Raw genomic sequence first — 25967 nt, forward strand, 5'->3', positions numbered from 1 at the left:
CTGTCCCGCTAGCCTGGGTGTGTCCACACGGTCGACGACGAGGTGGTGGGCATGACCGCGGTGTCGCATGAGGTCGATCTGCTGATCGTGGGCGCGGGTCCGACCGGTTTGTTCGCCGCCTACTACGCGGGATTCCGCGGGATGTCCGTGGCGGTGGTCGACGCGCTGCCCGAGCCCGGCGGCCAGGTGACCGCGATGTACCCGGAGAAGATGATCTTCGACGTGGCCGGGTTCCCCGAGGTCCGCGGCCGCGATCTGGTTGCCGCGCTGGTGAAGCAGGCCGGTCAGTACGATCCCGCCTACCTGCTCGGCAGGCCCGCCACCGAACTGTCCGATGTGGATGGCGGGCTGTTCGTCGAGGTCGGCGGCGGCGCGGTCCGGGCCGGCGCGGTGCTGGTCACCGCCGGGATCGGCGAGTTCACCCCGCGGCCGCTGCCCGCCGGTGGCGACTGGGTCGGCCGCGGCGTCGTGCACTTCATCCCGGAACTGGCCGTGCACAGTGGACACGACGTGGTGGTCGTCGGCGGCGGCGACTCCGCGTTCGACTGGGCGCTGGCGCTGCACCCGGTGGCCCGCAGCGTGACCCTGGTGCACCGCCGCACCCGGTTCCGCGCGCACCCGGGACTGGTCAGCAAGGTCGAAGACCTGGGCGTTCCGCTGATCACCCCGGCCGAGGTCGTGGAGATCCGCGGCGACGAGACCGGGGTACGCGAGGTGGAGATCGAGCTCGGCGGCGAGCAGCGGCGGGTGCTGCCGGCGCAGACGGTGGTGGCCGCGCTCGGGTTCACCGCCGATCTGGGGCCGATCGAGAAGTGGGGCCTGGACCTGGAGAAGCGCGCGATCCTGGTGGACAGCACGATGCGGACCAGCCGGCCGCGGGTGTACGCGGCGGGGGACGTCGCGGCATATCCGGGCAAGGTCAAGCTGATCGCCACCGGGTTCGGCGAGGCGGCGACGGCGGTCAACAACATCGCCGTGGCGCTCAACCCGGACGCACACCTGTTCCCCGGCCACTCCTCGAACATGAGCTGACGAATCAGCCGGCCCGGCGCGGTTTCGGGAAAATCGCGCCGGCCCGGCTGGATCCTGGTCGCCGGGTCGGGTGGTTTGGTCGGCGGCACCGCACTGGAACCGCACTGGAACCGCCCGGAACCGGCTTCCGCGAAGCCTCCTCGGTGACTGCCAGTGCTGCCGGAGGACGCCCACCGGTCACCCGGAAGGGGTTCAGCCGCCGGTGTTCTGGTTGCCCCAGTCCGCGTAGATCGACGGGCCGGTGGCGCAGGTCTGGCCCCAGCCGGTGATCCGGTCGCGGTGCCCGAGTCGGCGGCGACCTTGATCGGGGGTTCCTCCGCACGCAGTGCGCGGCGGTGACCCGCTACGAATCAGCAGGTCACCGCCCGGAAAACGGCATCGAACGGGTCAATGGGCCCGTATTTCGCAATATCCCGGTCGAACCGCTCCGGTCAGGGCAGCAGGCCGTGCGGCGCGGTGTCGTTCTCGCCGAAGTCCACATCGGCGTATTCGCGCAGCTTCGACAGCTTGTGCTGGGCCTCGATCACCCGGACCGTGCCGGACTTTGAGCGCATCACGATCGACTGCGTGGTGCACCGGTTTGCGCGGTAGTGCACGCCCTTGAGCAGCGCGCCGTCGGTGATCCCGGTGGCGCAGAAGAACATGTTGTCGCCGCGCACCAGGTCCGAAGTGGTCAGCACCTGGTTGGCGTCGTGCCCGGCGTCGCGCAGCTTCGCCCGCTCGGCGTCGTCGCGAGGCCACAGCCGCGCCTGGATCTCGCCGCCGAGGCACTTCAACGCGCACGCGGCGATGATGCCCTCCGGGGTGCCGCCGATGCCCAGCAGCATGTCGACGCCGCTGTCCGGCCGCGCCGCCGCGATCGCCCCGGCGACGTCGCCGTCGGAGATGAACTGGATGCGCGCGCCCGCCGCGCGGACGTCCTTGACGATCTGCTCGTGCCGCGGGCGGTCCAGGATGCACACCGTGACGTCGGAGACGTCGATGTGCTTGGCCTTGGCGACCCGGCGGACGTTCTCCGCGATCGGGGCGCCGAGGTCCACGACCTCGGCGGCCTCCGGGCCGACGGCCATCTTCTCCATGTAGAACACCGCGGACGGGTCGAACATGGTGCCGCGCTCGGACACCGCCAGCACCGCCAGCGCGTTCGGCATGCCCTTGCTGAGCAGCGTGGTCCCGTCGATCGGGTCGACCGCGACGTCGCACTCCGGGCCTTCGCCGTTGCCGACCTGTTCCCCGTTGTAGAGCATCGGGGCTTCGTCCTTCTCGCCCTCGCCGATGACCACGACGCCCCGCATCGACACGGTCCCGATCAGCTTGCGCATTGCGTCCACTGCGGCTCCGTCGCCGGCGTTCTTGTCGCCGCGGCCGACCCAGCGGCCGGCGGCCATCGCGGCGGCCTCGGTCACGCGGACCAGTTCCATCGCCAGGTTGCGGTCCGGTGCTTCGCGGTGTCGTTCGGTGCTCATCGCGCCTCCCGGTGGTGAGCGTTCTTCAGGTTGCACTGCCCGAGACCGGCGGGATCCAGGCCCGCGCTCAGGCTCGTTGCCCCGATCTTCGCAGATCGGCGAGTCTGCCGGAGCTCTCCCGTGGGGCAGCCCACTCCTGCTCTCACCGCCCGGCGGGCCCCTGGCCTGGCGGTGAGAGCATGGGCGTCGTGGCCGAACCCCGCAACCAGCAGCCCCCGGCGTCCCGTCCGCCCCGGACCGTGTCGGCGATGGTGTTCGCCCTCCTGCCGATGGTCCTGGTGGCATTCGGGATCGCCGGGATGGCGGGGCAGTGCTCGTTCAACCCCGGTGGTCCGTCGATCCAGGGCGGCCCGGTGCCGACCGTCGACGTTCCGGCCGAGCTGAAGCGGGCGGCAGCGAGGGTGGACTTCCCGGTCACCGAGCCGAGCCTGCCGGCGAACTGGCGGGCCAACGCGGCGAACGTGACCACGCTCGCCTCCCACGCGCAGGTCGTGCGCGTGGGGTGGTTGACCGGCGGGGGACGGTACCTGCGGTTGGCGCAGTCGACGGCGGCCGAGGACGAGCTGGTCGAGAGCGAGACGCGGCGGGCGCCGCACGCCCGGGGCACCATCGACGCCGCGGGGCGGCAGTGGGTGGTCTACGACAGCGTGCGCGGCGAGCAGGCCTGGGTGGCGGAACGCGACGGAGCCCGGCTGCTGATCACCGGCAACTCCGATGAGGCCGAATTCCGAACCCTCGCCGAAGCCGCCATCGCCGCCCCACCCGGCACCTGACCGGTCGCCGTTCCAAATTGAAACTGTTCCCCCGTGGTGCATCCAAGGTTGAAGTTTCAATCGGCACTGTGCACCGGGAGGGCGCGGGGTGCAGTCGGCGGGTCAGTCCTGCTCGACGGCGGCGAGTGCCCGCTCGACGCGCTCGCGGGCGCCCGCGAGGTGCCGCTCGCAGACCGCCGCCAGGGCCTCGCCGCGCTCCCACAGCGCCAGCGAGTCCTCCAGGGAAAGCCCGCCTGCCTCCAACTGCTTGACCACCTCGGCCAGCTGGTCGCGGGCCTGCTCGTAGCCGAGCTCGGCGACCTCGGGGTGCTCTGCCACCGGGTCGAAGTGCTCGTCCTGCTGCTCGTTCGCGGTCACGGGGTCGGACTCTCCACGTTGCTCTGCACGGACACCACCGCAGTGGCGATCGCCTGGTCGTAGCCGACGAACGCCTCGGCGAACTCGGCACCGTCGCCTTCGCGCACCGCGTCGTTGATGCGCAACTGCGCCTCCGCGACCCTACGTCGATGCGGGGACACCGCCCAACACCCGGCCCCCACATATCCGGAAGTGGCCTCGACGAGCGCACGCAGCCGGGACGGCAGGTCCTTGCGCTCGGCGGATTGGCATCCGCCCAGCAGCGCGGCCCAGCATCCGGCCGCAGCGGAATCGGCCGCCTCGGCGCAGCGGCGCACCTCGCCGACCCGTTCCCGCAGCAGTGCTGAACCGGTGGCCGCCGACTGCGCGACGCCAACGGTCAAGGGGAGGAACGATGGTTCCTGCTTCGGGTGCACGTTCTTGTCCTGTTCAACCTGCTCGGTCCGGTACGACTGCCTGGATCGCACCGTCAACGACCCGGACCCGCAAACGAGTTCCCGGCGGCGCCTCGTCGACCGACCGGAGGACGCCATCCACGCCGTCCTCGACTCGCTGCACGATTGCGTATCCACGAGCCAGGGTGGCCGCTGGCCCCAAGGTCGTCAAGCGAGATCGAGTGGCGGTCAATGCGTGTCGTTCGGTGTTCAACGCGGCGGTCACCGCGCGGCGGGCGCGGTCCCGCAGTTGCCCGACCTGCTCGGCGCGCCGTTCCAGGGGCCCGAACGGGTCGGCCAGCACCGGTCGGCTGCGCAGCGCGTCGAGCAGCCGGCGCTCGCGGTCGACCCAGCCGTGCAGCGCGCGGCGGGCGCGGTCGCGCAGCTGGTGGATCCGCTGCGTCTCCTCCGCCACATCGGGAACCACCCGCTTGCCGGCACCTGTCGGGGTCGAGCAGCGCACGTCGGCGACGTGGTCGACCAGCGGTGAGTCCGGCTCGTGCCCGATGGCGCTGACCACCGGTGTCCGGCAGGCGGAGACCGCGCGGCACAACGCCTCGTCGGAGAACGGCAGCAGGTCCTCGACGCTGCCGCCGCCGCGCGCCAGCACGATCACGTCGACCTCGGGCATCCGGTCCAGTTCCTGCAGGGCCGTCAGGATCTGCGGCACCGCGGTCGAACCCTGCACGGCGACGTTGCGGACCTCGAACTGCACCGCGGGCCAGCGCAGCTGCGCGTTGGTCAGCACGTCGTGCTCGGCGGCCGAGGCACGGCCGGTGATCAGTCCGACCCGGTTCGGCAGGAACGGCAGCGGCCGCTTGCGCGCCGGGTCGAACAGGCCCTCGGCCTTCAGCAGCTGGCGGAGCCGTTCGATGCGCGCCAGCAGCTCGCCGATGCCGACCGCGCGGATCTCGTCGACCCGCAGGCTCAGCGTGCCCCGGCCGACGAAGAACGTCGGCTTGCCGTGCACCACGACCCGGCTGCCGTCGGTCAGCGGCGGCTCCATCTTGCGCAGCATCGCAGCCGCGCAGGTGAGCGTCAGTGATACGTCGGCGGACGGGTCGCGCAGCGTCAGGAACGCGGTGGCCGCGCCGGGGCGCAGGGAGATCTGGGTGATCTGCCCTTCCACCCAGATCGTGCCCAGCCGGTTGATCCAGTCGGCGATCTTGCGTGCGACGGTCCGTACCGGCCAGGGCTCCTCGGGGCTGGTCGGAGAACTCAGCGGTCACTCCTCGGTGCTTCACGGCCCCGGTCCGGTCCGCAGTCTCAATTGAAACTGCTCACCGAGGATCTCGGGACGGCAGTCTCAATTGAAACTGCGGATGTCGTCTGGGGTCACTGGTGCCGCAGGCGGTCCAGGCGGTTCTGCAGCATCCGGAGGAACTCCGGGCGCCGACCGTGCTGCTGCTCGTGGGCGAGCAGTTCGGCCAGTTCGGCCTCGGTGAACGAGCGGAGCCTGCCCCGCAGCTGCGGCAGCGTCAGATGATCGTAGTCCGACAGCACCGTTAGGTCCTCGGACAGCACCTCGGGCAGCACCTCGGGCTCGGTCGGCTCGTCCTCGTCAAAGGTCGCCCAGGCGGGCTGCTCCTCCGGGGTGCGCAGCCCCGCGAGGGCCTCGTCGCCCTTGATCGCCAACTCGGTGATCTGCTGCTGGATCCGCATCGACGCCTGCAACGCCTGGCTGGCGACGGTGACCGGCAGGCCGAGCAGGGTGGCCGGGAGCTGGCGCGCCTGCTCGATGGCGGTGGCCGCGAGTCCGGCGGCGACCCGCACCGGCAGGGGAAACGATGACATGGCCCCAGCCTGCCGCACTCCGGCCGTCGAAGCCATCGCCCCGCCACACGACTGTGATCCGAAGCAGCCGAAATCCGGACGGAGTCTGTAAGAGCCTGTCGGCGAATGCCGTCCGCGCCTTTGGAAGCGGCGTAGCCGCTTGCATTCACCTTGCCAAGACGACCATCGGCGGGTTCTGAGGGGTTTTCTGGCGAGGACGGCCCCTCCGCGCGTATTGGACATACATCAGGAGGGGCACCCGCAGTCCAGGAGACCTCTCAGGTTCCGCTAAGCGACCACCCACCCAGACCATTCACCAACAGGCTCTAACTCGCGCAGGTCCGCCAGTCGCATCGCTGCGCGAGGTGGAGTCCGACGACAGGTTCTGAGCGTGCGTGGCCGGGTCCGTACCCTTGGTGGCATGACGACCTCGCCCGAGGCCACTGACCTCGTTGACCAGGACGCCGGGCCGACCAAGCGGGTCCTGCTGGCCAAGCCGCGTGGGTACTGCGCAGGTGTCGACCGCGCGGTCATCACCGTCGAGAAGGCCCTGGAGACCTACGGTCCGCCGATCTACGTGCGCAAGGAGATCGTGCACAACCGGCACGTGGTGGACACGCTGTCCGAGCGCGGCGTGATCTTCGTGGACGAGACCGACGAGGTGCCGGAGGGCGCGCTCGTGGTGTTCTCCGCGCACGGCGTGTCCCCGGCGGTGCACGAGGAGGCGGCGCAGCGGAACCTGCGCACCATCGACGCGACCTGCCCCCTGGTCACCAAGGTGCACAAGGAGGTCAACCGGTTCGCCCGCGAGGACTACGACATCCTGCTGATCGGCCACGAGGGCCACGAGGAGGTCGAGGGCACGGCCGGGGAGGCCCCGGACCGGGTGCAGCTGGTCGACAAGGCGGAGGACGTCGGCAAGGTCGAGGTCCGCGACCCGAGCAAGGTCGTGTGGCTGTCGCAGACCACGCTCAGCGTGGACGAGACGATGGAGCGGGTGGACCAGCTCAAGGAGCGCTTCCCGGATCTGCAGGCGCCGCCGAGCGACGACATCTGCTACGCGACCTCCAACCGGCAGTACGCGGTGAAGGCGATGGCACCGGAATGCGATCTGGTGATCGTCGTCGGCTCGCAGAACTCCTCGAACTCCAAGCGGCTGGTCGAGGTCGCGCTGCAGGCGGGCGCGTCCGACGCGCACCTCGTGGACTACGCGAACCAGATCGATGAGGTCTGGCTGGACGGAGTCACGACCGTGGGCGTGACCAGCGGCGCGTCGGTGCCGGACGTGCTGGTGCTGCAGGTGCTGGACCACCTCGCCGAGCGCGGCTGGAACCAGGTGGACGAGGTCACCACGGCCAACGAGAAGATCTCTTTCGCGCTGCCGCGAGAGCTCCGCAAGGACCTCGACGACAACCCGGACAAGCCCAAGGGCGTCCGCTGAGCGACTGACGGAAAAGCCGTGAGTGCTTCTGGGTGCGATAACGCCTGAAAACGCTCACGGCCCGCCCGTCGCGCCAGGCTGCGCCTACCCGAACCGCTCGTCCCGTCGCGGCCGACGGGGTCGCCGGGGCGGCTCTCCCTGCGGCGGCTCCGCCGCTCGCGGCCGCCCGGGCGCCTGCCGCGGGGCTGAGCCCCGCCGCGGCGGCACCGCGCGGCCGTCTCGCTCCGGCCGCGGCTCGGCTGCTCCGCGCGCCCTGCCGGGCGCGTCGCCCCTCGCCTTGTTGGGCGTGTCGCCGCTGCGCGCCCTCCCGGGAGCTTGGGCCCGCCCGCGCTCCGCTTGGGCTCGCTGCGGGCGTCCTGCGGGTTCGACGCGGGGTTTCCTACCGCGCTCCCGATCCCGCTCCTCCGGTCGCCGCTTTTTGGCGGCGTCCTCCGCCGGCGTCTTGCGGGGCGGGGTGGGGCGGCGGCGCTTCTTGGCGGCCTCGTCGCTGTCGGAGATCTCGGGGCGGGGCCGGGCCTTCTGGATAACGAACATGCGGACCAGGCCGATGCCCAGGGCGACGATGGTTGCACCCGCCATAATCGGGAAGCTGCTGATCAGCGGTCGGGCGATGGCGAGCGCCTTGGCGGTGATCCCACCACCGGCGGCCACCCCGCTGCCGGTGATCAGCACCAGCAGCGGCATGACGATCGTGAGCACGAGCGGCGGTTGGACCATCGGCCCGAACACGCTCCGACGTTTCACCAGCAGCACGGCCAGCACGCACCCGACGAAGAAGCAGGCCTTGAACAGGATGTCGGGCTGCGTCCAGATCAGGATGTCGACGACTGTTCCGATCGCGGTCGGGACGGCAGCCAGCAGCACGGCTCCCCAGAGCGGCATGCCGTTGCCTCCGAAGGCGGAGCGTGTCGACCACTGGGAGGCGCCGTTGCTGGGGGGTGGGGCGCTCTGGCTATCGCGGATCGCGGTCACGAGTCCCAACGGTAACGGTCCAGTACCCCGGGCCGAGAGCCTCTTCCGGAACTTGCCGGTTACTGCACGTTGGGTTACCGCTGCGGCCGGAAGGCGTGATCGCTGTGTGACGTTCCTGCAGCCGAATGGATGCCCTGTCACTTGGCCAGGGGTGTGAACCTTGACACAAGTAGCGTGACCATTTTAGCGTCCGGGCAATCGTTTTCTCACGATTCTCGAAGCGGCGTGACGGGGGTCCTATGAGCACGGCGCCACCGCTGGTCGAGATGACCGGCGTCACGAAGCGTTACGGGGGTGTGCTGGCGTGCGACGGCGTGGACCTGACGATCCGCGCCGGTGAGGTGCACGCGTTGCTCGGGGAGAACGGCGCGGGCAAGAGCACGCTGATGAAGGTGCTCTCCGGGGACGTCGTCGATCACTCCGGGTCGATCTCGATCGAGGGTCGTCCGGTGCAGTTCGGCAAGCCGGCCGACGCGCAGCACGCCGGGATCGCGATGATCCACCAGGAGCTGGACCTCGTGCCCGGGCTGAGCGTCGCCGAGAACCTCTACCTGGGTCGCGAGCTGCGCAACCGGTTCGGCGTGGTGGACCGCCGGAAGATGGCCTCGCGCACCCGGGAACTGCTGCGGCGCACCGGAATCGACCTGGATCCGCTGCGGCCGGTCGGCGAGCTGCGCATCGGCGAGCAGCAGCTGGTGACCATCGCCCGCGCCCTTTCGTTGGACGCGAAGGTGCTGATCATGGACGAGCCGACGTCGGCGCTGTCCAGCACCGAGGTGGAGCGGTTGTTCGCGGTGATCACCGAGTTGCGCCGTGGCGGCACCGGGATCGTCTACATCTCGCACCGGATGGACGAGATCGGCCAGGTCGCCGACCGCGCCACCGTGCTGCGCAATGGCCGCAAGGCTGCCGAGTTCGACGCCCGGAAGCTGACCGCGGAGCAGGCCGCGGAGGCGATGGTGGGCCGGTCGGTGCAGACGATGTTCCGGGCCGAGCGAGGTGCCGTCGGCGACGAGCTGCTGACCGTGTCCGGATTCGCTGTCCGCCCGCGCCGGCCGCGGGTGGGGCGCCGGGAACCCGATGGGATCGATCTGACCGTGCGCAGCGGGGAGATCGTCGGGCTGTGCGGGTTGCTCGGCTCAGGTCGCACCGAACTGCTGGAATCGCTGTTCGGGGCGGGGTCCTCCGGCACGTGGGAGGGGGAGGTGTCGCTGGGCGGGCATCCGGTGCGGCCGAGGGGTCCGCACCGGGCGCTGCGAGCGGGCATCGCCTTCGTGCCGGAGGACCGCAGGAGTTCGGGGCTGGTGCTCGACCATTCGGTGCTGGCCAACACGGTTCTCTCGGTGCTGGACCGGCTCGGCGTGGCCGGGCTGGTGCGCCGCCGCGCCGAGGTATCCGCCACCGAGCGCAGCGTGCAGCAGCTCAAGGTCAAGCTCGGCCGGATCCTCGACCCGGTGGGCACCCTCTCCGGCGGCAACCAGCAGAAGGTCGTCTTCGGCCGGATGTTGTTGACGGAGCCGCGTTTGCTGCTGCTGGACGATCCAACCCGAGGCGTGGACATCGGCGCGAAGTCCGAGATCTACCAGCTGCTCGGCGAGATCGCCGGGCGCGGCATCGGGGTGCTGCTGGCGTCCTCGGAACTGCCCGAGCTGGTCGGCGTGTGCCACCGCGTGGTGGTGCTGCGCGCCGGGCGCAGCGTGGCCGAATTCGACACCACCGAGGTCGGTGAAGCGGAATTGCTGGCGGCAGCCATGGGCGAGAGCGTGGCGGCCGGCGGGTCCGGGCCAGTGGTCGGTACCGGGCGGCAGAGCACTGGGGGAGGTGCGCGGTGAGCAACCAGACGGAGCAACGGCCCGCGGAATCCGGTGGGGGAGTGGCGGCTCCGGCGAAGCGGGCGAACGTCGTCGAGACGCTGTTCCGGTTCCAGAGCTTCTTCGGGCTGGTCACGGTGTTCATGGCGGCGGTGATCTTCTCGCCCCGCAACGACGGCCAGATCCTGTTCCTCACCAGCGACAACCTGTTCAACATCGTGCGCGCGGTGTCGGAGATCGGGATCATCGCGGTCGGTCTGACCTTCGTGATCCTGATCGGCGGCATCGACCTGTCGGTCGGCTCGGTGCTCGGGTTGGCCGCGGTGGGGTCGGCCGTGCTGATGGTCGAGGACGGCTTCGGCGTGTGGACCACGGTCGCGCTGGTGCTGCTCGCGGGCATCGCCTTCGGCCTGCTGCAGGGCACCGCCGTCGCGCTGCTCGGCGTGCAGGCCTTCATCGTCACCTTGGCGGGGTTGCAGATCGCGCGCGGCCTGGCGCGCATGTGGTCCGGCGGCGAGACGGTGCAGATCTCCTACGGCGACGGGCCCGGCCAGGCGCCGATGCTGTTCTCCCTGCTCGGGGAGCGGACTTTCGGTGGTGTGGTGCCGATTCCGGCCCTGATCTTCGCCGTGGTCGCGATCGTCGCGATCCTGTTCCTGCGCGGGAGCGCCTATTCCCGGCATCTCTACGCCATCGGAGGCAACGAGAAGGCCGCGCGGTTGTCCGGCGTGCCGGTGAACCGGGTCAAGATCATCGCCTTCGGCATCGCCGGGTTCTGCGCCGCGCTGGCGGGCATCGTGCACGCCGGTCAGCTGAACGCGGGGAGCCCGAACGACGGAATCGCCTACGAGCTCGACGGAATCGCCGCGGTGGTGGTCGGCGGCACCAGCCTGGCCGGGGGCCGGGGCTCGGTGATCGGCACCATCGCCGGCGCCCTGCTGCTCGGCATCCTCAACAACATCCTCAGCCTTAACAGCGTCAACACCGACCTGCAACTCCTGATCAAGGGCCTGGTCATCGTCGCCGCGGCGGCGTTGCAGCGCCTGCGTCCCACGTCCTGAAACCTTCAGTCAGGAGGAAGCACGATGCGCAAGACGACGAAGTCCTTGATCGCGGTCACGTGCGCCACGGCCGCCTTCGCAGCCGCCGGTTGCGGTACGACCAGCGAGAACACCGGGCAGGTGCAGAACCAGGACCCGACCAAGAACTGCAAGGGCCCGAACGAGAAGTACGCCATCGGCATGAGCCAGGCCAACCTCGCCGAGCCGTACCGGGTCCGGATGGACGACGACATCCGCAAGGCCGCGGCGAAGGTGCCGCAGTTCGACGTCCAGTTCTCGGACGCGGCCAAGGACAATTCCAAGCAGATCAGCGACGTGGAGAACTTCCTGACCAAGCAGGTCGACCTGCTGATGATCTCGCCGAACGAGGCGGCGCCGCTGACCGACGTGGTGAAGAAGGCTTACAACAAGGGAATCCCGGTCGTGGTGCTGGACCGGAAGGTCGACGGGGAGGCCTTCACCACCTACGTCGGCGCGGACAACGTGCAGATCGGTCGGCAGGCGGGCGAGTACTTCAAGAACGCGCTGCTGCCGGATGGCGGAAAGATCGTGCAGATCAAGGGCCTGTCCGGCTCGACCCCGGCCGCGGAGCGGGAACAGGGCTTCAAGGAAGGCATCCAAGGCTCGAAGATCGAGATCGCGGCCACCGCCGACGGCGAGTGGGAGCGGTCGGTCGGCCAGCAGAAGATGGACGCGCTGCTCAAGGCGAACCCCGACATCAAGGCGGTCTACGCGCAGAACGACCCGATGGCCGAGGGCGCTTACCTGGCCGCCCAGGCGGCGGGCCGCAACGACCTGAAGTTCGTCGGCATCGACGGGCTGCCCATCCCGTCCGGCGGCATCAAGGCGGTCGAAGACGGCCGGTTGCAGGCCACCAACCTCTACCCGACCGGCGGTGCGGAAGCGGTCGAGGCGGCCAAGAAGCTGCTGATCGACTGCCAGCCGGTGCCCAAGACGCAGACCCTGGAGACCGCGCTGGTCACCAAGGACAACGCCGCGGAGGTCTACGCCCGGTTGAACCAGGGCTGAACCGAATTCGCCGGCACTTAGCGAGTGGTCGTGGTCGCTTCGAGCGGCCACGACCACTCGCTGTCCCATGCATGCAAATAATGATGAGTTTTCGCATCTATTGTGGATAGTTGCGTTCCCGGACCGTTTCTGTTGCTGTCGCCTCGTTTGGCCGAAAAGACCCAATACACCTGGATGGTGGTTGTCGGAGCCCGCTGGCCCGGCAACCATCTTATTGAGTGAATTCACGTCGCGGATTCTTAGACACCACTCCTATTGGTTGGCTTCCCGGGGAGCTCTTTCTTACGCTCCGCTCGTTGCGCGAGTGATCTTTCACCCGGAGCCGGACGAAACCATCCAATCGCGCATCACCATCGGATACAGCGCCACCACAGTCCACAACGGACAGTGGTGTGCGGAGAGGGGCGAGCACGATGAGAGACCGCTCTGCAACGCCGCCGGGAAATGGTCGTTGGCGCGCCCGCCGGCTCGGTGCCTACCTCGGAATCGCTTCGCTGGCGGCCGCCGCCGTCGTCGCGGACGCCGGTTTCAGTTCCGTTCGCGCGAGCGCGCAGCCGCCGACGGCATCCAGGGGACCGGTCGGTTGGGACACCTACCGCAACCTCGGCGCGATGGCGCAACTACGCGGGGCCGAGCAGTCGTTCCAGTTCTCCAGCTACGACCGGACCGGCGGGAACAACGACGGGTTCCATGGCACCTACTCGTGCATCCGGATCAGCGACCGCGGTTGCGTGATCGCCGAACACGACGGTGCCGGTGAGATCTCGTCCATCTGGTCCACCCGCGAACCCTGGGGCGATGTGACCGCGACGGGCAACATCGTGGTCGAACTCGACGGCCGGGTGGTGCTGGACGCGCCGCTGATCGACGTGGTCAGCGGGCGGATCGGCGCACCGTTCTCATGGCCGCTGGTGGCCAACGCCGACGACGCGTCCGGCGGGGTTTCCATCAAGGTGCCGATGCCGTACCGCAAGGGGATGCGGGTGACGGTGCAGCACAACCCGTACTTCTACCACGTCGACTACCGCGTCTTCCCCAACGCGGACGGCGTGCAGACCTTCAAGCGCAACGACCCCGCCACCGACGTGCTCGACCGGCTGCACCGCTTCGGCGTCGCCGACCCGAAGCCCGCCGCCGCCGGTGCCACCCCGACCCGCCGGGAGTTCGACCTCGCACCCGGCGCCTCGACCACGATCGCCGAACTCGCCGGGCCGCAGCAGATCTCCCAGCTCCGGGTGCGGCTGCCCCAGGTGGCGGCCAGCCCGCAGGTGGTCGACGACGGCTACGCGTACGGGCAGGCCGGCGGCAGCCGGTTCACCATGCGGGTCGACCCGAACAACCAGGGCATCCGGCTGATCCGGCGGCACGACGCGCAGATCGCCGACCAGGTCGCCGACGTCTTCGTGGACGGCCGGCCGGTCGGCCAGTGGCGCAGCGGGCCGGCCCGCCCCGGCCAGTGGGGCGTGGAGATCATCGAGGTGCCTGCCGCGGTGACCGCCGGGAAGTCGCAGGTGGAGATCGCCAACCGCTTCGTGTCGTCCTCGCTGGACGTCAACGAGTTCCGCTACGACGTGCACAGCCGGGTGGGCGGCGAGTGGGTGCGCACCGACGTGCTCGACCTCGGTCCGGCGCACCCCGGCGAACAGCGCGCGCACGGCTACCGCATCGACAACCAGGTCTTCGCCCGGTCCAAGCTCACCGGCCGCTACCCCAGCGACCCCGGCCGGGTCGCGGCCTCCGACAAGCTGCTGGCCACCGCCCGGCTCCGCATCAGCTTCGACGGACAGACCACTGTGGACGCCCCGATCGGCGAGTTCTTCGGCACCGGCCTCGGCGAGTACGACGTGCGCACCCTGATGAGCTCGGTCGACCCCGGGCTCGACGGCTGGTACACGTCCTGGTGGCCGATGCCGTTCGCGAAGAACGCCGTGGTCGAGGTGGTCAACAGCGGCGGTGTGCCGATCACCGGGGCGATCGCCGAGGTGACCAGCGCGCCGGCGCAGGTGGACGGCAACACCGGGTACTTCCACGCCACCCACCGCCAGGCGCAAACCGTGCCGGGCCAGGACTGGACGTTCCTGGACGCCCAGGGCGCGGGCACCTTCTACGGGGTCACGCACACCATGCGCGGCCTGATCCCACCGGGCGCGGCGCCGCGCAACAACCAGCCGCACTCCCTCCAGACCCTTGCGGTCAACCAGCGCAACTACCTGGAGGGCGACGAGCGGTTCTACGTCGACGGGTCCGCGGAACCGGCGTGGCACGGGACCGGCACCGAGGACTTCTACGAGTCAGGGTGGTACTTCCGGGACGGCACGACGTTCTCGATGCCGCAGAACGGCAACCCGTCGCACGAGATCGGCAACGACGGCTGCCAGTACGACTGCACCGGTGCGTACCGGATCATGGTCAACGACGCGGTGCCGTTCCGCACCGGCTTGCGCGCGGGGATCGAACACGGGCCGGTCAACGACGAGCCGGGCATCTACAGTTCGACGACGTACTGGTACGGCGGGCGCGTCCAGGGACGTCAGCTGCCCACCGCCTCGCCGCTGCCGACGCAGCCACCGGAAACCCGACCCAGCGCCCCGCCGTCGGTGCCGGAAACCCGACCCAGCGCCCCGCCGTCGGCGCCGGAAACCCGACCCAGCGCCCCGCCGGCCTCGACCGCCCCGTCGGAGTCCGGCACGTCGGAGGCGGGCACCCCGGACACCACCGGGCAGGACGACGGCGAGCAGCCGTCGGACATCCAGCAGGTGGTAGACGGCGTCATCCGCCAGCACCAGCGCAACGACTGATCCCGACCACGTGAGCGAACGGACCATTCACCCCTCCGTCTGGTCGAGGCGAACGGCCTGTTCGTGCCGTCTAGTGAGGTGAACGGGCCGTCCGCTTCGCGCCGTCAGGGGCGGGTGCTGCTGCCTCGGATGACGAGGTGGGCCGACAGCGTGGTGATGGTCGTATCGGTGTGTTCCCCGCTGATCCGGTCCAGCAGCAGTTGGGCGGCCACCGCGCCCATGTCGTAGGCGGGCTGGGCGACGACCGTCAGCGGCGGGTCGAGCAGCGTCGCCCAGGGCGCGTCGTCGAAGGCCACCACGCCGATGTCCCGGCCGGGCCGCAGGCCCAGCTCGGCGCACGTCTCCAGCACGCCGACCGCCATCATGCTGTTGGCGACCAGGACCGCGTCCGGCGGGTCGTCCTGGGTCAGCAGCGGTCGCGCGGCTTGCTTCGCCCCGGCGGCCTTGAACTCCGAGCGCCGCGCCAGCCCCGCCGGTGCCGGGAGCTTCGCCGCGCGCAGGCCGTCGCGGTATCCGGTGAGGCGGTCGTCCGCGGTCAGCACGCCGCTGGGGCCGGTGAGGCAGCCGATCCGCTGGTAGCCCTGCGCGGCCAGGTGCAGCGTCGCTTCCTTGGCGGCGAGCCTGCTGTCGACCAGCACCGTGTCGCCGGGGGAGTTCGGCAGCGGACGGTCCACCGCCACCACCGGCGTGCTGTTGCGGCTGAGCAGTTCGGCGCTGTCTCCGCGGCCGGTCGGCGACAGCAGCACCCCGGCCACCCGTTCCTGCAGGGCGACGTCGATGTACTCGCGCTCCTTGTCCGGCTCGTCGTCGGAGTTGCACAGAACCACCGAGTAGCCCGCGGCGTGCGCCACGTCCTCGACGCCGCGGGCGATCGCGGTGAAGAACGGGTTCTCCACGTCGGAGATGATCAAGGCCAGCACCGCGGTCTTCTGTTTGCGCAGGTTGCGGGCCGGGCCGTTGGGCCGGTACCCGAGCGCGGCCGCGGCGGCGAGCACCCGCGCGGCCAGCGCCGGATCGACGGTGCTCTTGCCGTTGAGCGCACGCGAAACCGTCGCAGTGGACACCCCGGCGCGGGTCGCCACATCGCTGATCGTCGCCACGGTTTCCTCCTCGTGCCCTCTACCCGAGTGATGGCGGTCCACCTGCCTTGACAGTCCGCGTCCCGCCAGAATAGCGTCCGGGTAAACGATTGCTCACCGGTCTCATCGGCAACTGGGTGACGAGCTTTCCCGGTCAGGCGATCCGCAGGGAGTTCACCGGTGGCGCACCGGACGGCGCCACCGACGCGCCCCCCACCACCGGTTCCGCAGCAGTCAACACCGCCTGTCAGTGAACTTGGGAGGAACTGTGGCTCGCATCGGTGTCGTCAGCATTTCCGACGGTCGTGACCACGTCCACGCCCGGAACGCGGACTTCATCCAGTCCAAACAGGACTCGCTGGTCCGGTCGCTGCGCGCGGCCGGGCACGACGTGGTGGTCGGTGACGACCTGGTCGCCACCAACGTGCTCGCCACCTCGGTCTCCCGAAGGGTGGCCGCGGCGGACGTGGACGTCACCGTCTTCTACTACTCGGTGTGGGCGTTCCCGCACTTCACCATGCTCGCCGCCGACGCCACCCGCAGCCCGCTGGTACTGGTGGCCAGCACCGACCCGACCGAACCGGGGCTCGTCGGCATGCTCGCCGCAGGCGGTGCGCTGGACCAGATCGGCCGCCGCCACACGCGGGCCTGGGGGGCCCCGGACGACGCCGAACTGGTCGGGAAGATCGGCGTGCACGCCAAGGCCGCCGCCGCGGTGCAGTCGCTGCACGGTTCGACGTTCGGCCGGTTCGGCGGGCGGCCGATGGGCATGAACACCGCAGTCGCTAACACCGATCAGTGGATGCGCAAGTTCGGCATCGACGTTGAGGAGATCGACCAGTACGAGCTGGTCCTGCGCGCCGAGAAGGCGGACGCCGCCGAGGCCAAGAAAGCGCGCGAGTGGATCGAGCAGCACGCCGCCGGGGTGCACTACGACGGCAAGAAGCTGACGCCGGAGCTGCTGGAGCGGCAGATCCGGTCCTATCTGGCGATCCGGGACATCATCGCGGAACGCAACCTGGACTTCTCCGGCATCAAGGCGCAGCCGGAGCTGACCGAGAACTTCGCGACGATGGACGTCACCGAGGCGTTCCTGAACGACCCGTACGACTGGAACGGGCCGAAGGAAACGCACGTCTGCGCCACCGAGGCGGACATGGACGGCGCGCTCACCATGCAGCTGTTCAAGGCGGTGGCCGGCACCCCGGTGCTGTTCGCCGACGTGCGGCACTACCACGGTGACCGGGACATCTGGGACCTGTGCAACTCCGGCCAGCACGCCACCTGGTACGCCGCCCGCAGCGACGACCCGGCGGAGAACCTGGCGAAGGTCAACTTCTACCCGGAGGTGTTCTTCTTCCCGGCCGGGGGCGCGTCGGTGCAGCACATCGCGGCGCCGGGGAAGATGACGCTGGGCCGGTTGACCCGCGAGGACGGCGAGTACCGGCTGCAGCTGATGCTCGGCGAGTTCGAGAGCTACGACGACGCGACCAACCAGAAGCTGATTGACCAGTCCACGCCGGAGTGGCCGCACGCCTTCGCACGGCTGGATGCGCCGGGAGAGCTGTTCCTGTCGAAGTTCGGCGCTAACCACATCCACGCGGTCCCGGGAGACCACCGCGCCGCCCTGCGCGCCGTGGCGGACCAGCTGAACGTCCGCCTCGACGAGTGGACCAGGGGCTGACAGCATCCCGGTCCGGTCCAGTGCGATTTCAATGGAAGTTGCGGATCTCCGGCGTGTCTGACCACGACACGCCGGAGGTTGTGGACAACTTCCGCAATTTCAATGGAAATCGGACCTTCGATTTCCATTGAAATCGCATACCCGACCGCGTCGGGACACCTCGGGCGTGGTGCGGTCGGCGATCGCTGGTGTTCCGGGTTTCGAGTTGGTGAGGAGGATCGCGCAGGTGGCCGAGAAGGTGTTGCTCGGGATCGACATCGGCACGGCGAGTTCGAAGGGGGTGCTGGTCAGCACCGACGGGCGGATCCTCGCCCGCGCCAGCCGGCCGCACGAGACCTCCTACCCGCATCCTGGCTGGGTGGAGCACGACGCGGAATCGGTATGGTGGGCGGACTTCGTGGAACTGACCCGGGAGTTGGTGCCCGCCGCCGAGGGCCGGGAGATCGCCGGGCTCGGTGTCAGCGGCATCGGCCCCGTGCTGCTGCCCGCCGACGGCGATGGCAAACCCCTCCGGCCGGCCATCCTCTACGGCGTGGACACCCGCGCGACCGAGGAGATCGCGGAGCTCACCGGGGAGTTCGGGGCGGACGAGATCCTGCGCCGGGGCGGCTCGGCGCTGTCCAGCCAGGCCGTCGGGCCGAAGATCCGCTGGCTGGCCAAGCACGAGCCGGAGGTCTACCAGCGCACCGAGATGCTGCTGATGTGCAGCTCCTACCTGGTGCACCGGCTGACCGGCCGGTACGTGCTCGACCACCACTCGGCCAGCCAATGCGATCCGCTCTACGACCTGCAGGCCCGCGACTGGTCGGCGGACTGGGCGCAGCGGGTCGCGCCGGGGCTGCCGCTGCCGGAGCTGGCCTGGCCGACCGAGGTCGTCGGGCGGGTCACCACGCAGGCAGCGGCCGAAACCGGGCTGCCGGAAGGTCTCCCCGTCACCGCGGGCACCGTGGACGCGTGGGCCGAGGCGACCAGCGTCGGCGTGCGGGAGCCGGGCGACGTGATGTTGATGTACGGCAGCACGATGTTCTTCGTCCAGGTGCTGACGGACGTGCGACCGCACCCGGCGCTCTGGGGCACCTGCGGGGCGTTCCCGGACACGTACACGCTGGCCGCCGGGATGGCGACGTCGGGCGCGGTCACCCAGTGGCTGCGGGGCCTCGTCGACGGAGATTTCGCCCAGCTCGTCGAGGAGGCGAGCAAGGTGCCGGCGGGCAGCCGCGGGTTGTTGCTGCTGCCGTACTTCGCGGGCGAGCGGACGCCGATCTTCGACCCGGACGCGCGCGGCGTCCTCGCCGGGCTCACCACCAGCCACGGCCGGGCCGAGCTGTACCGGGCCGCGCTGGAGGGCATCGGCTTCGGGGTCCGCCACAACCTCGCGGCGATGGCCGAAGCGGGCGGCACGGCCCGGCGGCTGGTCGCCGTCGGCGGCGGCACCCAGGGCGGGCTGTGGACCCAGATCGTCTCCGACATCACCGGTCAGGAGCAGCAGATCCCGGCCGAGACGGTCGGTGCGGCGTACGGCAACGCGCTGCTTGCGGGCCTCGGCACCGGCACGGCCGTCGAGCCGGAGGCCTGGAACCCGGTGACGCGGACCGTCCGGCCGAACCCCGAGCACACGGAGCGTTACGACGAGTTCTTCCGGCACTACCGGGACCTCTACGACTCCACGGTGCGGATCGCGCACTTCCTGGCAGGTGAGCAGCGCGCCGCGGACCGCGACTGATCACTGAATGCAGTGCCACTGACCTTGTTAAGCTCAGGCATTCGGGTGAGCCGTAACGAGATCGGGGAGGCGCGGGGCCGATGGCGGTGACTCGGCGTGTCTTAGCGGTCTGTCTCGCCCTGGTGGCGGTGGTCGCGGCCGGGTGCTCGCGCGAATCGGATGCCGACGAAGCGCGACCGTCCGATGTCGCCACCCGCGATCTCGGCGCGGCCAGCGTGCAGCGTGACCTGGTCTACGCGGAGCACGATACCGGCGCGCTGAAGCTCGACCTGTACCTCCCCGAGCAGCGCGAGACGCCGACCCCGCTGATCGTGTACGTGCACGGCGGCGGCTGGGACGCCGGGGTTCGCACGCTGGACGCCGACTCCGGCGCGCCGGAATCGTTGACCGCCCAGCGCCTCTTGGAACGCGGCTACGCAGTGGCCACAGTGGACTACCGGCTGACCGGTGTGGCGCAGTACCCGGCGCAGGTGGTCGACGTCGCCGACGCCGTGCGCTGGCTGCAGCAGCGCGCCGGGCGGTGGCGGTTGGACGCCGACCGGATCGGGCTGTGGGGCGCCTCGGCGGGCGGTCACCTGGTGTCGCAGCTGGGCGCGGAGGCCGGAGATCCGGAGAAGCCGGGCGGCGGGCTGACCGGGATCCGGGCGGTGGTGGATTGGTTCGGGCCGGTTGACATGAGCGCCGAGGCGCAGGTGGCGCACCCGCAGATGCAGGAGTACGCGAGCAAGGTCGTCCGGCAACTGCTCGGGTGCATGCCGGTGGAGTGCCCGGGGAAGGCCGAGTCGGCGAGTCCGATCAAGAACATCTCCGGTGACGAGCCGCCGTTCCTCATCCAGCAGGGCACGGCGGACTCGCTGGTCCCGATCGACCAGAGCCTCGACCTGGCCCGGGACCTGCGCAGGCTGGGGGTGCCGGCGGAACTGCACCCCTACGAGGGCCTGGACCACGGCTTCGGCAAGGGCCCGCACAACACCCTGATAGTCGACACCGTCGCGGCCTTCGTCGAAACCCACGTCTGAACCACCAGCGGCGGTCCGTCACGCCCCGTTGGGAGTGTGTTCGGGGACGCCGTTGACCAGCCCTTCTTCGTCGTGCCGGATGGCGCCGACGTCGCCCGAGCCCGCGGCCTCGGCCAGCGGCTGCACCGTGCTCCGGAAGGACTCCAGCGCGTCGAGTTCGCGGCGGCGGGCCGAGACGAAGCGCTGCAGGTGTGTGCTGGAGAGGTTCACCGCTTCCACCGCGTTGGACGCGGCGCGCTGGGCGCGGACCGCCTGAGAGCGCACCTGCTCGATGTCCTCGGCGATCGTGCGTTCCGTCGCGGCGAACATCGACGCCGACGCAAGAACGGCGAATCCCGTTGGTCCGCAAAGGAAAACCCGCTTGCCGAGCAGCCAGGTGAGCAGCTGCGGGTCGGTGTCCAGGGCGGCGATCACGGCGGCGTCGGACGGCACGAACATGATCGACCCGTAGATCGCGTCGGCCCACTTCTGGTAGCCCTTGCCCGCGAGCTCGGTGGCGCGGGAGCGGATGTTTCGGACGTGCACCCGCAGCGCGTCGGTGCGTTCGTCCGGGTCGTCGGTCTCCATCGCCTCGGCCCACACGGCGAGGCTCGCCTTGGCGTCCACCGGGACCTGCCGGCCGCCGCCGACGGCCAGCACCATGTCCGGGCGCGCGGAGCCGCCGCCGGCGAGGTCGGTCTGCAGCGTGAAGTGGATGCCTTCGCGCAGCCCCAGCGACCGCGCGGTCTCCACGAGGACCTGCTCGCCGAGCTCGCCGCGACCGGTGATGGAGGCGAACGCCACTTCGTAGCGCCGCAGAGCCGCCTGCTGCTCAGCGGTGCGGGAGCGTTCGGTCTCGACCATGCGCAGCGCTTCGTCGGTGCGACGTGCGCTGTCCGCGTACAGTCGCCAGATCAGCATCAGCGCAGCCGCGAACAGCAGCGTCAGCACGACGACGATGGTGATCAGGACGCCGGTACCCAACACGAGCTCCGTCCGGTAGTGGCCGTGGCAGCTCAAATGATGGCCGACGCACCTGACAACATCACGCACAGCCACGCCGCGAACACGACACCGGATGCCGGATCCGTCCGATCCGCCAGGTTGGACCGCAATTTCCATTGAAATTGGACATTCGATTTCAATGGAAATTGCGGCTAGTTCGGGTGTTTCCGCTGGTCGGGGATGTGGGTGTGGGTGTGGGTGTGGGTCCGTTGGGTTGTTGCGGCAGTCCAACGCGGTCGCGGGTGACGACCTGCGGAAACGGGCTCCTGGTGGGCGACACGCCGAAGTGGTGCGGGGGGTCCGTGATGTCCGGCGGGGGCGCCGATAGTTTTGGGCCCATGCGAGTGCTGCACACCTCCGACTGGCACGTGGGGCGGACGTTCCACGGCCGGGACCTGCTTGGAGATCAGGAAGCCGTCCTGGGTGGGCTGGCCGACCTGGTCGTCGAGGAGCAGATCGACGTCGTGGTGATCGCCGGCGATCTCTACGATCGCGCGGTGCCCTCGGGAGAGGCGGTGCAGACCTGCGTGCGGGTGCTCGGCCGGATCCGCGAGGCGGGCGCCCAGCTGGTGGTCACCTCGGGCAACCACGACTCCGCCGCCCGCGTCGGTGCTTTCGCCGAGTTCGCCGCGGCCGGGGGACTGCACCTGCGCACCCAGATCGCGCGGCTGCATGAGCCGGTGGTGATCGACGACCGGCACGGCCCGGTCGCCTTCTACGGCATCCCGTACCTCGAACCGGACCCGGCTCGGCACACCCTGCAGGCCAGCGCCGACGTGCCCGGGGCCAGCGCCGGGATCGAATCGCGCGGCCACACGGCGGTGCTCACCGAGGCGATGAACCGGGTGCGCGCCGAACTGGCCGAACGTCCACTAGGGACTCGTTCGGTGGTGCTGGCGCACGCCTTCGTCACGGGAGGTGACAGCAGCGATTCGGAGCGAACCATCGCGGTCGGCGGCGTCGAGCAGGTGCCGGGCTCGGTGTTCGACGGCGTCGACTACGTCGCGTTGGGCCACCTGCACGGCCCGCAGCGGCTTGCCGAGCACCTGCGCTATTCCGGCAGCCCGCTGGCGTATTCGTTCTCCGAAGCGGCGCACCGCAAGTCGGTGTGGCTGGTCGAACTGGACGCCGCCGGCCTGGCCGGTGTCGAACGGCGCGAGCTGCCGGTGCCGCGGCGGCTCGCGACGGTCCAGGGGCTGCTGGAGGACCTGCTCAACGAGCCGGAGCACGCCGAGCTGGCGGAGTGCTACGTCTCGGCGACCCTCACCGATGAGGTGCGCCCGCTGGAGGCGATGCGGCGGCTGCAGCAGCGCTTCCCGTACGCCGTGCACCTGGAGTGGAGGCCCGCGATCGGTCGCGCGACGGCGCCGCTGCGCTACGCCGAGATCGTGCGCGGTCGCGACGACCACGACCTGGCCGCCCGGTTCGTCGCCGACTGCCGGGGCGCGGAACCCAACGAATCCGAACGCGCGCTGCTCGACGAGGCGCTGCGCGCCGTAGCCTCGGCGGAGGGTGCGAAATGAGGCTGCACAGCCTGGAAATCACCGCGTTCGGCCCGTACCGCGACCACCAGCGGGTGGACTTCGACCGGCTCGGCGCCGACGGCCTCTTCCTCCTGCACGGCGACACAGGCGCGGGCAAGACGACGCTGCTGGACGCGGTCGCCTTCGCCCTCTACGGCACGGTCCCCGGCGCTCGCGGTGAGGTCAAGCGGCTGCGCTGCGACACGGCCGAGCCCGACACCGTCACCAAGGTCGTGCTGGAGCTGACGGTGCAGGGGCAGCGGCTCCGGCTGGAGCGCAGCCCCGAGTATCAGCGGCCGAAGAAGCGCGGCGACGGCTACACCACGCAGCCGGCGAAGGCCTCGCTGACCTGGGTCGATGGCGCGCCCACCGAGCAGCCGCCGGATGGCCTGACGCGCATCGACGAGGTCGGCCGCACGGTGCAACGCCTGCTGGGCATGACGGTCGACCAGTTCTTCCAGGTCGTGATGCTGCCACAGGGCGAGTTCGCCAAGTTCCTGCGTTCGGACACCGCGGAACGCGAGAAGCTGCTGGAGAAGCTGTTCGGCACCCAGCGGTTCGGCGAGGTCGAGCGCTGGTTCGTCGACCGCCGCCGCGAGCGCGCCCGGGACGTCGAGGAGCAGACCCAGCAGGTCCGCGAGCTGCTCGCGCGCGTTTCGCAGGTCTCGGGCACGGAGCCGGAGGCCGGCGCGGACGAGCAGAACTGGTTGGAGGACATCGAAAAGCGGTCCGTCCGCGAGATGGAGAGCGCGCAGGCGGAGCACTCCCGCCTGCGGCGCGAGCGGGAGGCCGCCGAGACGAAGCTGACCGAGCGCCGCGAGCTGGCCCAGAAGGTTCGCCGCGTCCGGCAGGCCAACGCGACCCTCGCCGAGATCGGCGAACAGCAGGACCAGCACGACACCTGGCGGGCGGAAAGGGAAGCCGCGCAACGCGCGGTTCCGGTGCTCGCTGCCAGCAGTGCCGCGTTGCGGGCGGAGCAAGAACGCGACAAAGCACGAGCCGAGGTCGTCGCCGCGGCAGCTAGCTGCGAGTTGGACGCCGAAACGCCGCTGACCGGACTTCGTTCGCTCGCAGGTGCCAAGCGGGAGGAAGCAGGCGGCCTCGCACACCTGATTCCCGAGGCGCGGCAACAGGAAACCGACCGGAAGAAGCTGACGTCACTCGCCGGGCGGATTTCCGCGGACGAGGGCCTGGAAACGGAGCTCGTCGGGCAACAGGCCACGTTGCCCGACCGCATCGGCACCGCGCGGCAGCAGGTCGACGAGGCGAAACACGCCGAGCTGCGGTTGGAAACCGTGCAAGCACGCGGCACCGAGGTGGCGGCGCTGCTGCGGACCGCACGGGAACTCCCCGATGCCCAGAAGGAACTCGCGGCGGCCACAGCCCGAGCGCAACAGGCGATCGACGCCCACCAGCAAGCCCGCGACCTGCTGCAAGACCTCCGCGCCCGCAGGCTCGCCGGGATGGCCGCCGAACTCGCGGCCCGGCTCTCGCCCGGCCAGCCGTGCCCGGTCTGCGGCTCGCCGGAACACCCCGAGCCCGGCAAACCGATCGACGACCCGGTGCGCGCCGAGGACGAGGACAAGGCCCAAACCGCCGAGCAGCGCGCGGCAACCCGTCGCGAAAAGGCCGCCGCGGAAGCACAACGAGCCCAGCAGCACGTCGAGAACCTGGCGGAACGACTGGGCGAACACACCGAGACGGACCTCGCCGCCGATCTCGCCGAACTCAGGGCCGAACGCGACGCGCTGCAGAACACCGCAGCACAGCTGCCGCAACGCACCAAGCAGCTCGCCGAGCTCGAGGAATCCACCGAGCGCCTGGGCGAGCAGCTGTCCGAGGTTCGCACTCGAATCGCGGCGACCCGCAGCGAACACGCCACCCTCGTGACCACAGTGGACGAACGCGAGGCGAGGCTCCGCGACGGACGGGCCGACTTCCCGAGCATCGCCGATCGCCGGAAGCACCTGCTCGACATCGCAACTCGCCTCGAACAACTCGCCGCCGCCCGGACAACCCGGGACGACGCCGAAAAGCGCCTCGCCGAACACGAAACCGCCCTGGCCGAAGCCGCCACCACGGCAGGCTTCGACGACGTGGCCGCTTCGCTCGCCGCCGAGCGAAGCGAGGAACGGCTCACGCAGCTCACCGAGGCGCTCGCCGAGGTCGAAGAACGCGCCGCGGGCGCGCGCGCAGCGCTGGCCAGCGCGGAGCTGTCCGGCGTCGACGCCGACGCCGAGGTCGGCCTCGAAAGGGCCACCGAGGAGGCAGTCGTCGCGCGCGAAGCGGCGGAGCGCACAGCTGCGCTGGCGCATCGCGCCGAGCAGCGGCAGCGCGACATCGCGCAGCTCGCGGAGCGGCTGCGCGCAGCGTGGGCGAAGCTCGGGCCGGCGTTGGCGGAGCACGCCGAACTGGAGGCCTTGGCGGACGTGGTCAACGGGCGCGGGCAGAACGCGCGAAAGATGTCGTTGCGCGCGTACGTGTTGGCCGCCCGGTTGGAGGAGGTCGCGATCGCGGCCACTCGGCGACTGCAGCGGATGAGCGGCGGGCGGTACTCGTTCGTGCATTCCGACGCGGCCGGGGCGCGGGGCACGCGCGGTGGCCTCGGGTTGGACGTGCTCGACGACTACTCCGGCAAGGTTCGCCCCGCCAAGACGCTCTCCGGCGGCGAGTCGTTCCTCGCTTCGCTTTCGCTGGCTCTCGGACTGGCCGATGTCGTGGCCGCCGAGACCGGCGGCGCGCTGCTGGACACGCTGTTCATCGACGAGGGCTTCGGCACGCTCGACGCCGACACCCTGGACCTCGTGATGGACACCCTCGACGACCTGCGCGCTGGCGGCCGGGTCGTCGGCCTCGTCTCCCACGTCGAGGAGATGCGCCAACGGATCTCGGTCCGCCTCCGAGTCCGCAAGTCCCGCGACGGTTCCACCCTCGAAATCCGAACCTGATGATCCACAGTGGACGATTTTTTCGAGGCGTCCCGGGTTGGCGATTTCGCGCGAAATCGC

21 protein-coding genes are annotated in these 25967 nt (G+C 70.2%); 13 read left to right on the forward strand and 8 right to left on the reverse strand.

Annotation, left to right across the window (positions count from 1 at the left end; all coding sequences use genetic code 11):
• The first annotated feature begins 51 nt into the window (after positions 1-51).
• Complete coding sequence (locus FDZ84_RS16510) at positions 52-1032, forward strand: NAD(P)/FAD-dependent oxidoreductase (RefSeq protein WP_168586643.1); 981 nt, start codon at positions 52-54, stop codon at positions 1030-1032.
• Between the two features lie 431 nt (positions 1033-1463).
• Here the strand turns inward: FDZ84_RS16510 and glpX are convergent, their stop codons facing one another.
• On the reverse strand, positions 1464-2498 hold the full coding sequence (glpX, locus tag FDZ84_RS16515; protein WP_168586644.1) for a class II fructose-bisphosphatase: 1035 nt from the start codon (positions 2496-2498) through the stop codon (positions 1464-1466).
• Between the two features lie 179 nt (positions 2499-2677).
• Here glpX and FDZ84_RS16520 point away from each other — a divergent pair, with 179 nt between their 5' ends.
• On the forward strand, positions 2678-3271 hold the full coding sequence (locus tag FDZ84_RS16520; RefSeq protein WP_168586645.1) for a DUF4245 domain-containing protein: 594 nt from the start codon (positions 2678-2680) through the stop codon (positions 3269-3271).
• A 102-nt stretch (positions 3272-3373) separates the two neighbouring features.
• Here the strand turns inward: FDZ84_RS16520 and FDZ84_RS16525 are convergent, their stop codons facing one another.
• The 4 genes from FDZ84_RS16525 to FDZ84_RS16540 all read right to left on the reverse strand — a co-directional run bounded on the left by FDZ84_RS16525 (position 3374) and on the right by FDZ84_RS16540 (position 5856).
• Positions 3374-3589, reverse strand: a complete 216-nt coding sequence (locus tag FDZ84_RS16525; protein ID WP_029535186.1) for an exodeoxyribonuclease VII small subunit — start codon at positions 3587-3589, stop codon at positions 3374-3376.
• A 35-nt stretch (positions 3590-3624) separates the two neighbouring features.
• Complete coding sequence (locus FDZ84_RS16530; RefSeq protein ID WP_246869047.1) at positions 3625-4044, reverse strand: hypothetical protein; 420 nt, start codon at positions 4042-4044, stop codon at positions 3625-3627.
• A 13-nt stretch (positions 4045-4057) separates the two neighbouring features.
• Positions 4058-5284, reverse strand: coding sequence for an exodeoxyribonuclease VII large subunit (gene xseA, locus FDZ84_RS16535; RefSeq protein WP_168590109.1), 1227 nt, complete (start codon positions 5282-5284; stop codon positions 4058-4060).
• A gap of 113 nt (positions 5285-5397) precedes the next feature.
• Positions 5398-5856 carry a lipid droplet-associated protein gene (locus tag FDZ84_RS16540; protein WP_168586647.1) on the reverse strand — a complete coding sequence of 153 codons (459 nt, stop codon included), beginning with the start codon at positions 5854-5856 and terminating at the stop codon, positions 5398-5400.
• 400 nt (positions 5857-6256) lie between these two features.
• Between FDZ84_RS16540 and FDZ84_RS16545 the strand changes: the two genes are divergently transcribed.
• Positions 6257-7276, forward strand: coding sequence for a 4-hydroxy-3-methylbut-2-enyl diphosphate reductase (locus FDZ84_RS16545; protein ID WP_168586648.1), 1020 nt, complete (start codon positions 6257-6259; stop codon positions 7274-7276).
• 84 nt (positions 7277-7360) lie between these two features.
• Here the strand turns inward: FDZ84_RS16545 and FDZ84_RS16550 are convergent, their stop codons facing one another.
• On the reverse strand, positions 7361-8158 hold the full coding sequence (locus tag FDZ84_RS16550; protein ID WP_168586649.1) for a DUF6542 domain-containing protein: 798 nt from the start codon (positions 8156-8158) through the stop codon (positions 7361-7363).
• Between the two features lie 329 nt (positions 8159-8487).
• On the opposite strand from FDZ84_RS16550, the gene FDZ84_RS16555 reads away from it, so the two are divergent.
• The 4 genes from FDZ84_RS16555 to FDZ84_RS40365 all read left to right on the forward strand — a co-directional run bounded on the left by FDZ84_RS16555 (position 8488) and on the right by FDZ84_RS40365 (position 14947).
• Complete coding sequence (locus FDZ84_RS16555) at positions 8488-10080, forward strand: sugar ABC transporter ATP-binding protein (protein ID WP_168586650.1); 1593 nt, start codon at positions 8488-8490, stop codon at positions 10078-10080.
• On the forward strand, positions 10077-11120 hold the full coding sequence (locus FDZ84_RS16560; RefSeq protein WP_168586651.1) for an ABC transporter permease: 1044 nt from the start codon (positions 10077-10079) through the stop codon (positions 11118-11120). Before FDZ84_RS16555 ends, FDZ84_RS16560 begins: the two co-directional genes overlap by 4 nt.
• A 24-nt stretch (positions 11121-11144) precedes the next feature.
• Positions 11145-12149: a substrate-binding domain-containing protein gene (locus FDZ84_RS16565; protein ID WP_168586652.1), complete on the forward strand. Its 1005-nt coding sequence runs from the start codon at positions 11145-11147 to the stop codon at positions 12147-12149.
• A gap of 413 nt (positions 12150-12562) precedes the next feature.
• Complete coding sequence (locus FDZ84_RS40365; RefSeq protein ID WP_168586653.1) at positions 12563-14947, forward strand: DUF2961 domain-containing protein; 2385 nt, start codon at positions 12563-12565, stop codon at positions 14945-14947.
• 104 nt (positions 14948-15051) lie between these two features.
• On the opposite strand, the gene FDZ84_RS16575 is transcribed toward FDZ84_RS40365, so the two are convergent.
• Entirely contained in the window at positions 15052-16047 is a 996-nt protein-coding gene (locus FDZ84_RS16575) for a LacI family DNA-binding transcriptional regulator (RefSeq protein WP_168586654.1), read from the reverse strand.
• Positions 16048-16136: 89 nt separating this feature from the next.
• Between FDZ84_RS16575 and FDZ84_RS16580 the strand changes: the two genes are divergently transcribed.
• The 4 genes from FDZ84_RS16580 to FDZ84_RS16595 all read left to right on the forward strand — a co-directional run bounded on the left by FDZ84_RS16580 (position 16137) and on the right by FDZ84_RS16595 (position 20452).
• The gene (locus FDZ84_RS16580) at positions 16137-16280 is read left to right on the forward strand and encodes a hypothetical protein (protein WP_168586655.1); all 144 of its coding nucleotides are present in this window, start codon (positions 16137-16139) and stop codon (positions 16278-16280) included.
• Positions 16281-16294: 14 nt separating this feature from the next.
• Positions 16295-17710, forward strand: coding sequence for an L-fucose/L-arabinose isomerase family protein (locus tag FDZ84_RS16585; RefSeq protein ID WP_168586656.1), 1416 nt, complete (start codon positions 16295-16297; stop codon positions 17708-17710).
• Between the two features lie 226 nt (positions 17711-17936).
• The gene (locus FDZ84_RS16590) at positions 17937-19433 is read left to right on the forward strand and encodes an FGGY-family carbohydrate kinase (RefSeq protein WP_168586657.1); all 1497 of its coding nucleotides are present in this window, start codon (positions 17937-17939) and stop codon (positions 19431-19433) included.
• An 80-nt stretch (positions 19434-19513) separates the two neighbouring features.
• A complete protein-coding gene (locus FDZ84_RS16595) occupies positions 19514-20452 on the forward strand; it encodes an alpha/beta hydrolase (protein WP_168586658.1) in 939 nt (312 codons plus the stop codon).
• Between the two features lie 18 nt (positions 20453-20470).
• Here FDZ84_RS16595 and FDZ84_RS16600 read toward each other — a convergent pair whose 3' ends face one another.
• Positions 20471-21352: a DNA recombination protein RmuC gene (locus FDZ84_RS16600; protein ID WP_371812896.1), complete on the reverse strand. Its 882-nt coding sequence runs from the start codon at positions 21350-21352 to the stop codon at positions 20471-20473.
• Positions 21353-21774: 422 nt separating this feature from the next.
• Here FDZ84_RS16600 and FDZ84_RS16605 point away from each other — a divergent pair, with 422 nt between their 5' ends.
• Together FDZ84_RS16605 and FDZ84_RS16610 are read left to right on the forward strand one after the other, a co-directional pair.
• Complete coding sequence (locus FDZ84_RS16605) at positions 21775-22959, forward strand: exonuclease SbcCD subunit D (RefSeq protein WP_168586660.1); 1185 nt, start codon at positions 21775-21777, stop codon at positions 22957-22959.
• The gene (locus tag FDZ84_RS16610) at positions 22956-25907 is read left to right on the forward strand and encodes an AAA family ATPase (protein WP_168586661.1); all 2952 of its coding nucleotides are present in this window, start codon (positions 22956-22958) and stop codon (positions 25905-25907) included. The genes FDZ84_RS16605 and FDZ84_RS16610 overlap by 4 nt, the downstream gene beginning before the upstream one ends.
• Positions 25908-25967: the final 60 nt, after the last annotated feature.

Origin of the sequence: Saccharopolyspora sp. ASAGF58, assembly GCF_012277335.1 — a bacterium.
Classification (GTDB): Bacteria; Actinomycetota; Actinomycetes; order Mycobacteriales; family Pseudonocardiaceae; genus Saccharopolyspora; species Saccharopolyspora hattusasensis.

Excerpts from the sequence above, each read along its gene's own strand:
- FDZ84_RS16510 (WP_168586643.1), top strand. The coding sequence starts at position 52 with ATGACCGCGGTGTCGCATGAGGTCGATCTGCTGATCGTGGGCGCGGGT.
- glpX (WP_168586644.1), bottom strand. The coding sequence starts at position 2,498 with ATGAGCACCGAACGACACCGCGAAGCACCGGACCGCAACCTGGCGATG.
- FDZ84_RS16520 (WP_168586645.1), top strand. The coding sequence starts at position 2,678 with ATGGGCGTCGTGGCCGAACCCCGCAACCAGCAGCCCCCGGCGTCCCGT.
- FDZ84_RS16540 (WP_168586647.1), bottom strand. The coding sequence starts at position 5,856 with ATGTCATCGTTTCCCCTGCCGGTGCGGGTCGCCGCCGGACTCGCGGCC.
- FDZ84_RS16545 (WP_168586648.1), top strand. The coding sequence starts at position 6,257 with ATGACGACCTCGCCCGAGGCCACTGACCTCGTTGACCAGGACGCCGGG.
- FDZ84_RS16550 (WP_168586649.1), bottom strand. The coding sequence starts at position 8,158 with ATGCCGCTCTGGGGAGCCGTGCTGCTGGCTGCCGTCCCGACCGCGATC.
- FDZ84_RS16555 (WP_168586650.1), top strand. The coding sequence starts at position 8,488 with ATGAGCACGGCGCCACCGCTGGTCGAGATGACCGGCGTCACGAAGCGT.
- FDZ84_RS16565 (WP_168586652.1), top strand. The coding sequence starts at position 11,145 with ATGCGCAAGACGACGAAGTCCTTGATCGCGGTCACGTGCGCCACGGCC.
- FDZ84_RS40365 (WP_168586653.1), top strand. The coding sequence starts at position 12,563 with ATGAGAGACCGCTCTGCAACGCCGCCGGGAAATGGTCGTTGGCGCGCC.
- FDZ84_RS16595 (WP_168586658.1), top strand. The coding sequence starts at position 19,514 with ATGGCGGTGACTCGGCGTGTCTTAGCGGTCTGTCTCGCCCTGGTGGCG.
- FDZ84_RS16600 (WP_371812896.1), bottom strand. The coding sequence starts at position 21,352 with ATGCTGATCTGGCGACTGTACGCGGACAGCGCACGTCGCACCGACGAA.
- FDZ84_RS16605 (WP_168586660.1), top strand. The coding sequence starts at position 21,775 with ATGCGAGTGCTGCACACCTCCGACTGGCACGTGGGGCGGACGTTCCAC.
- FDZ84_RS16610 (WP_168586661.1), top strand. The coding sequence starts at position 22,956 with ATGAGGCTGCACAGCCTGGAAATCACCGCGTTCGGCCCGTACCGCGAC.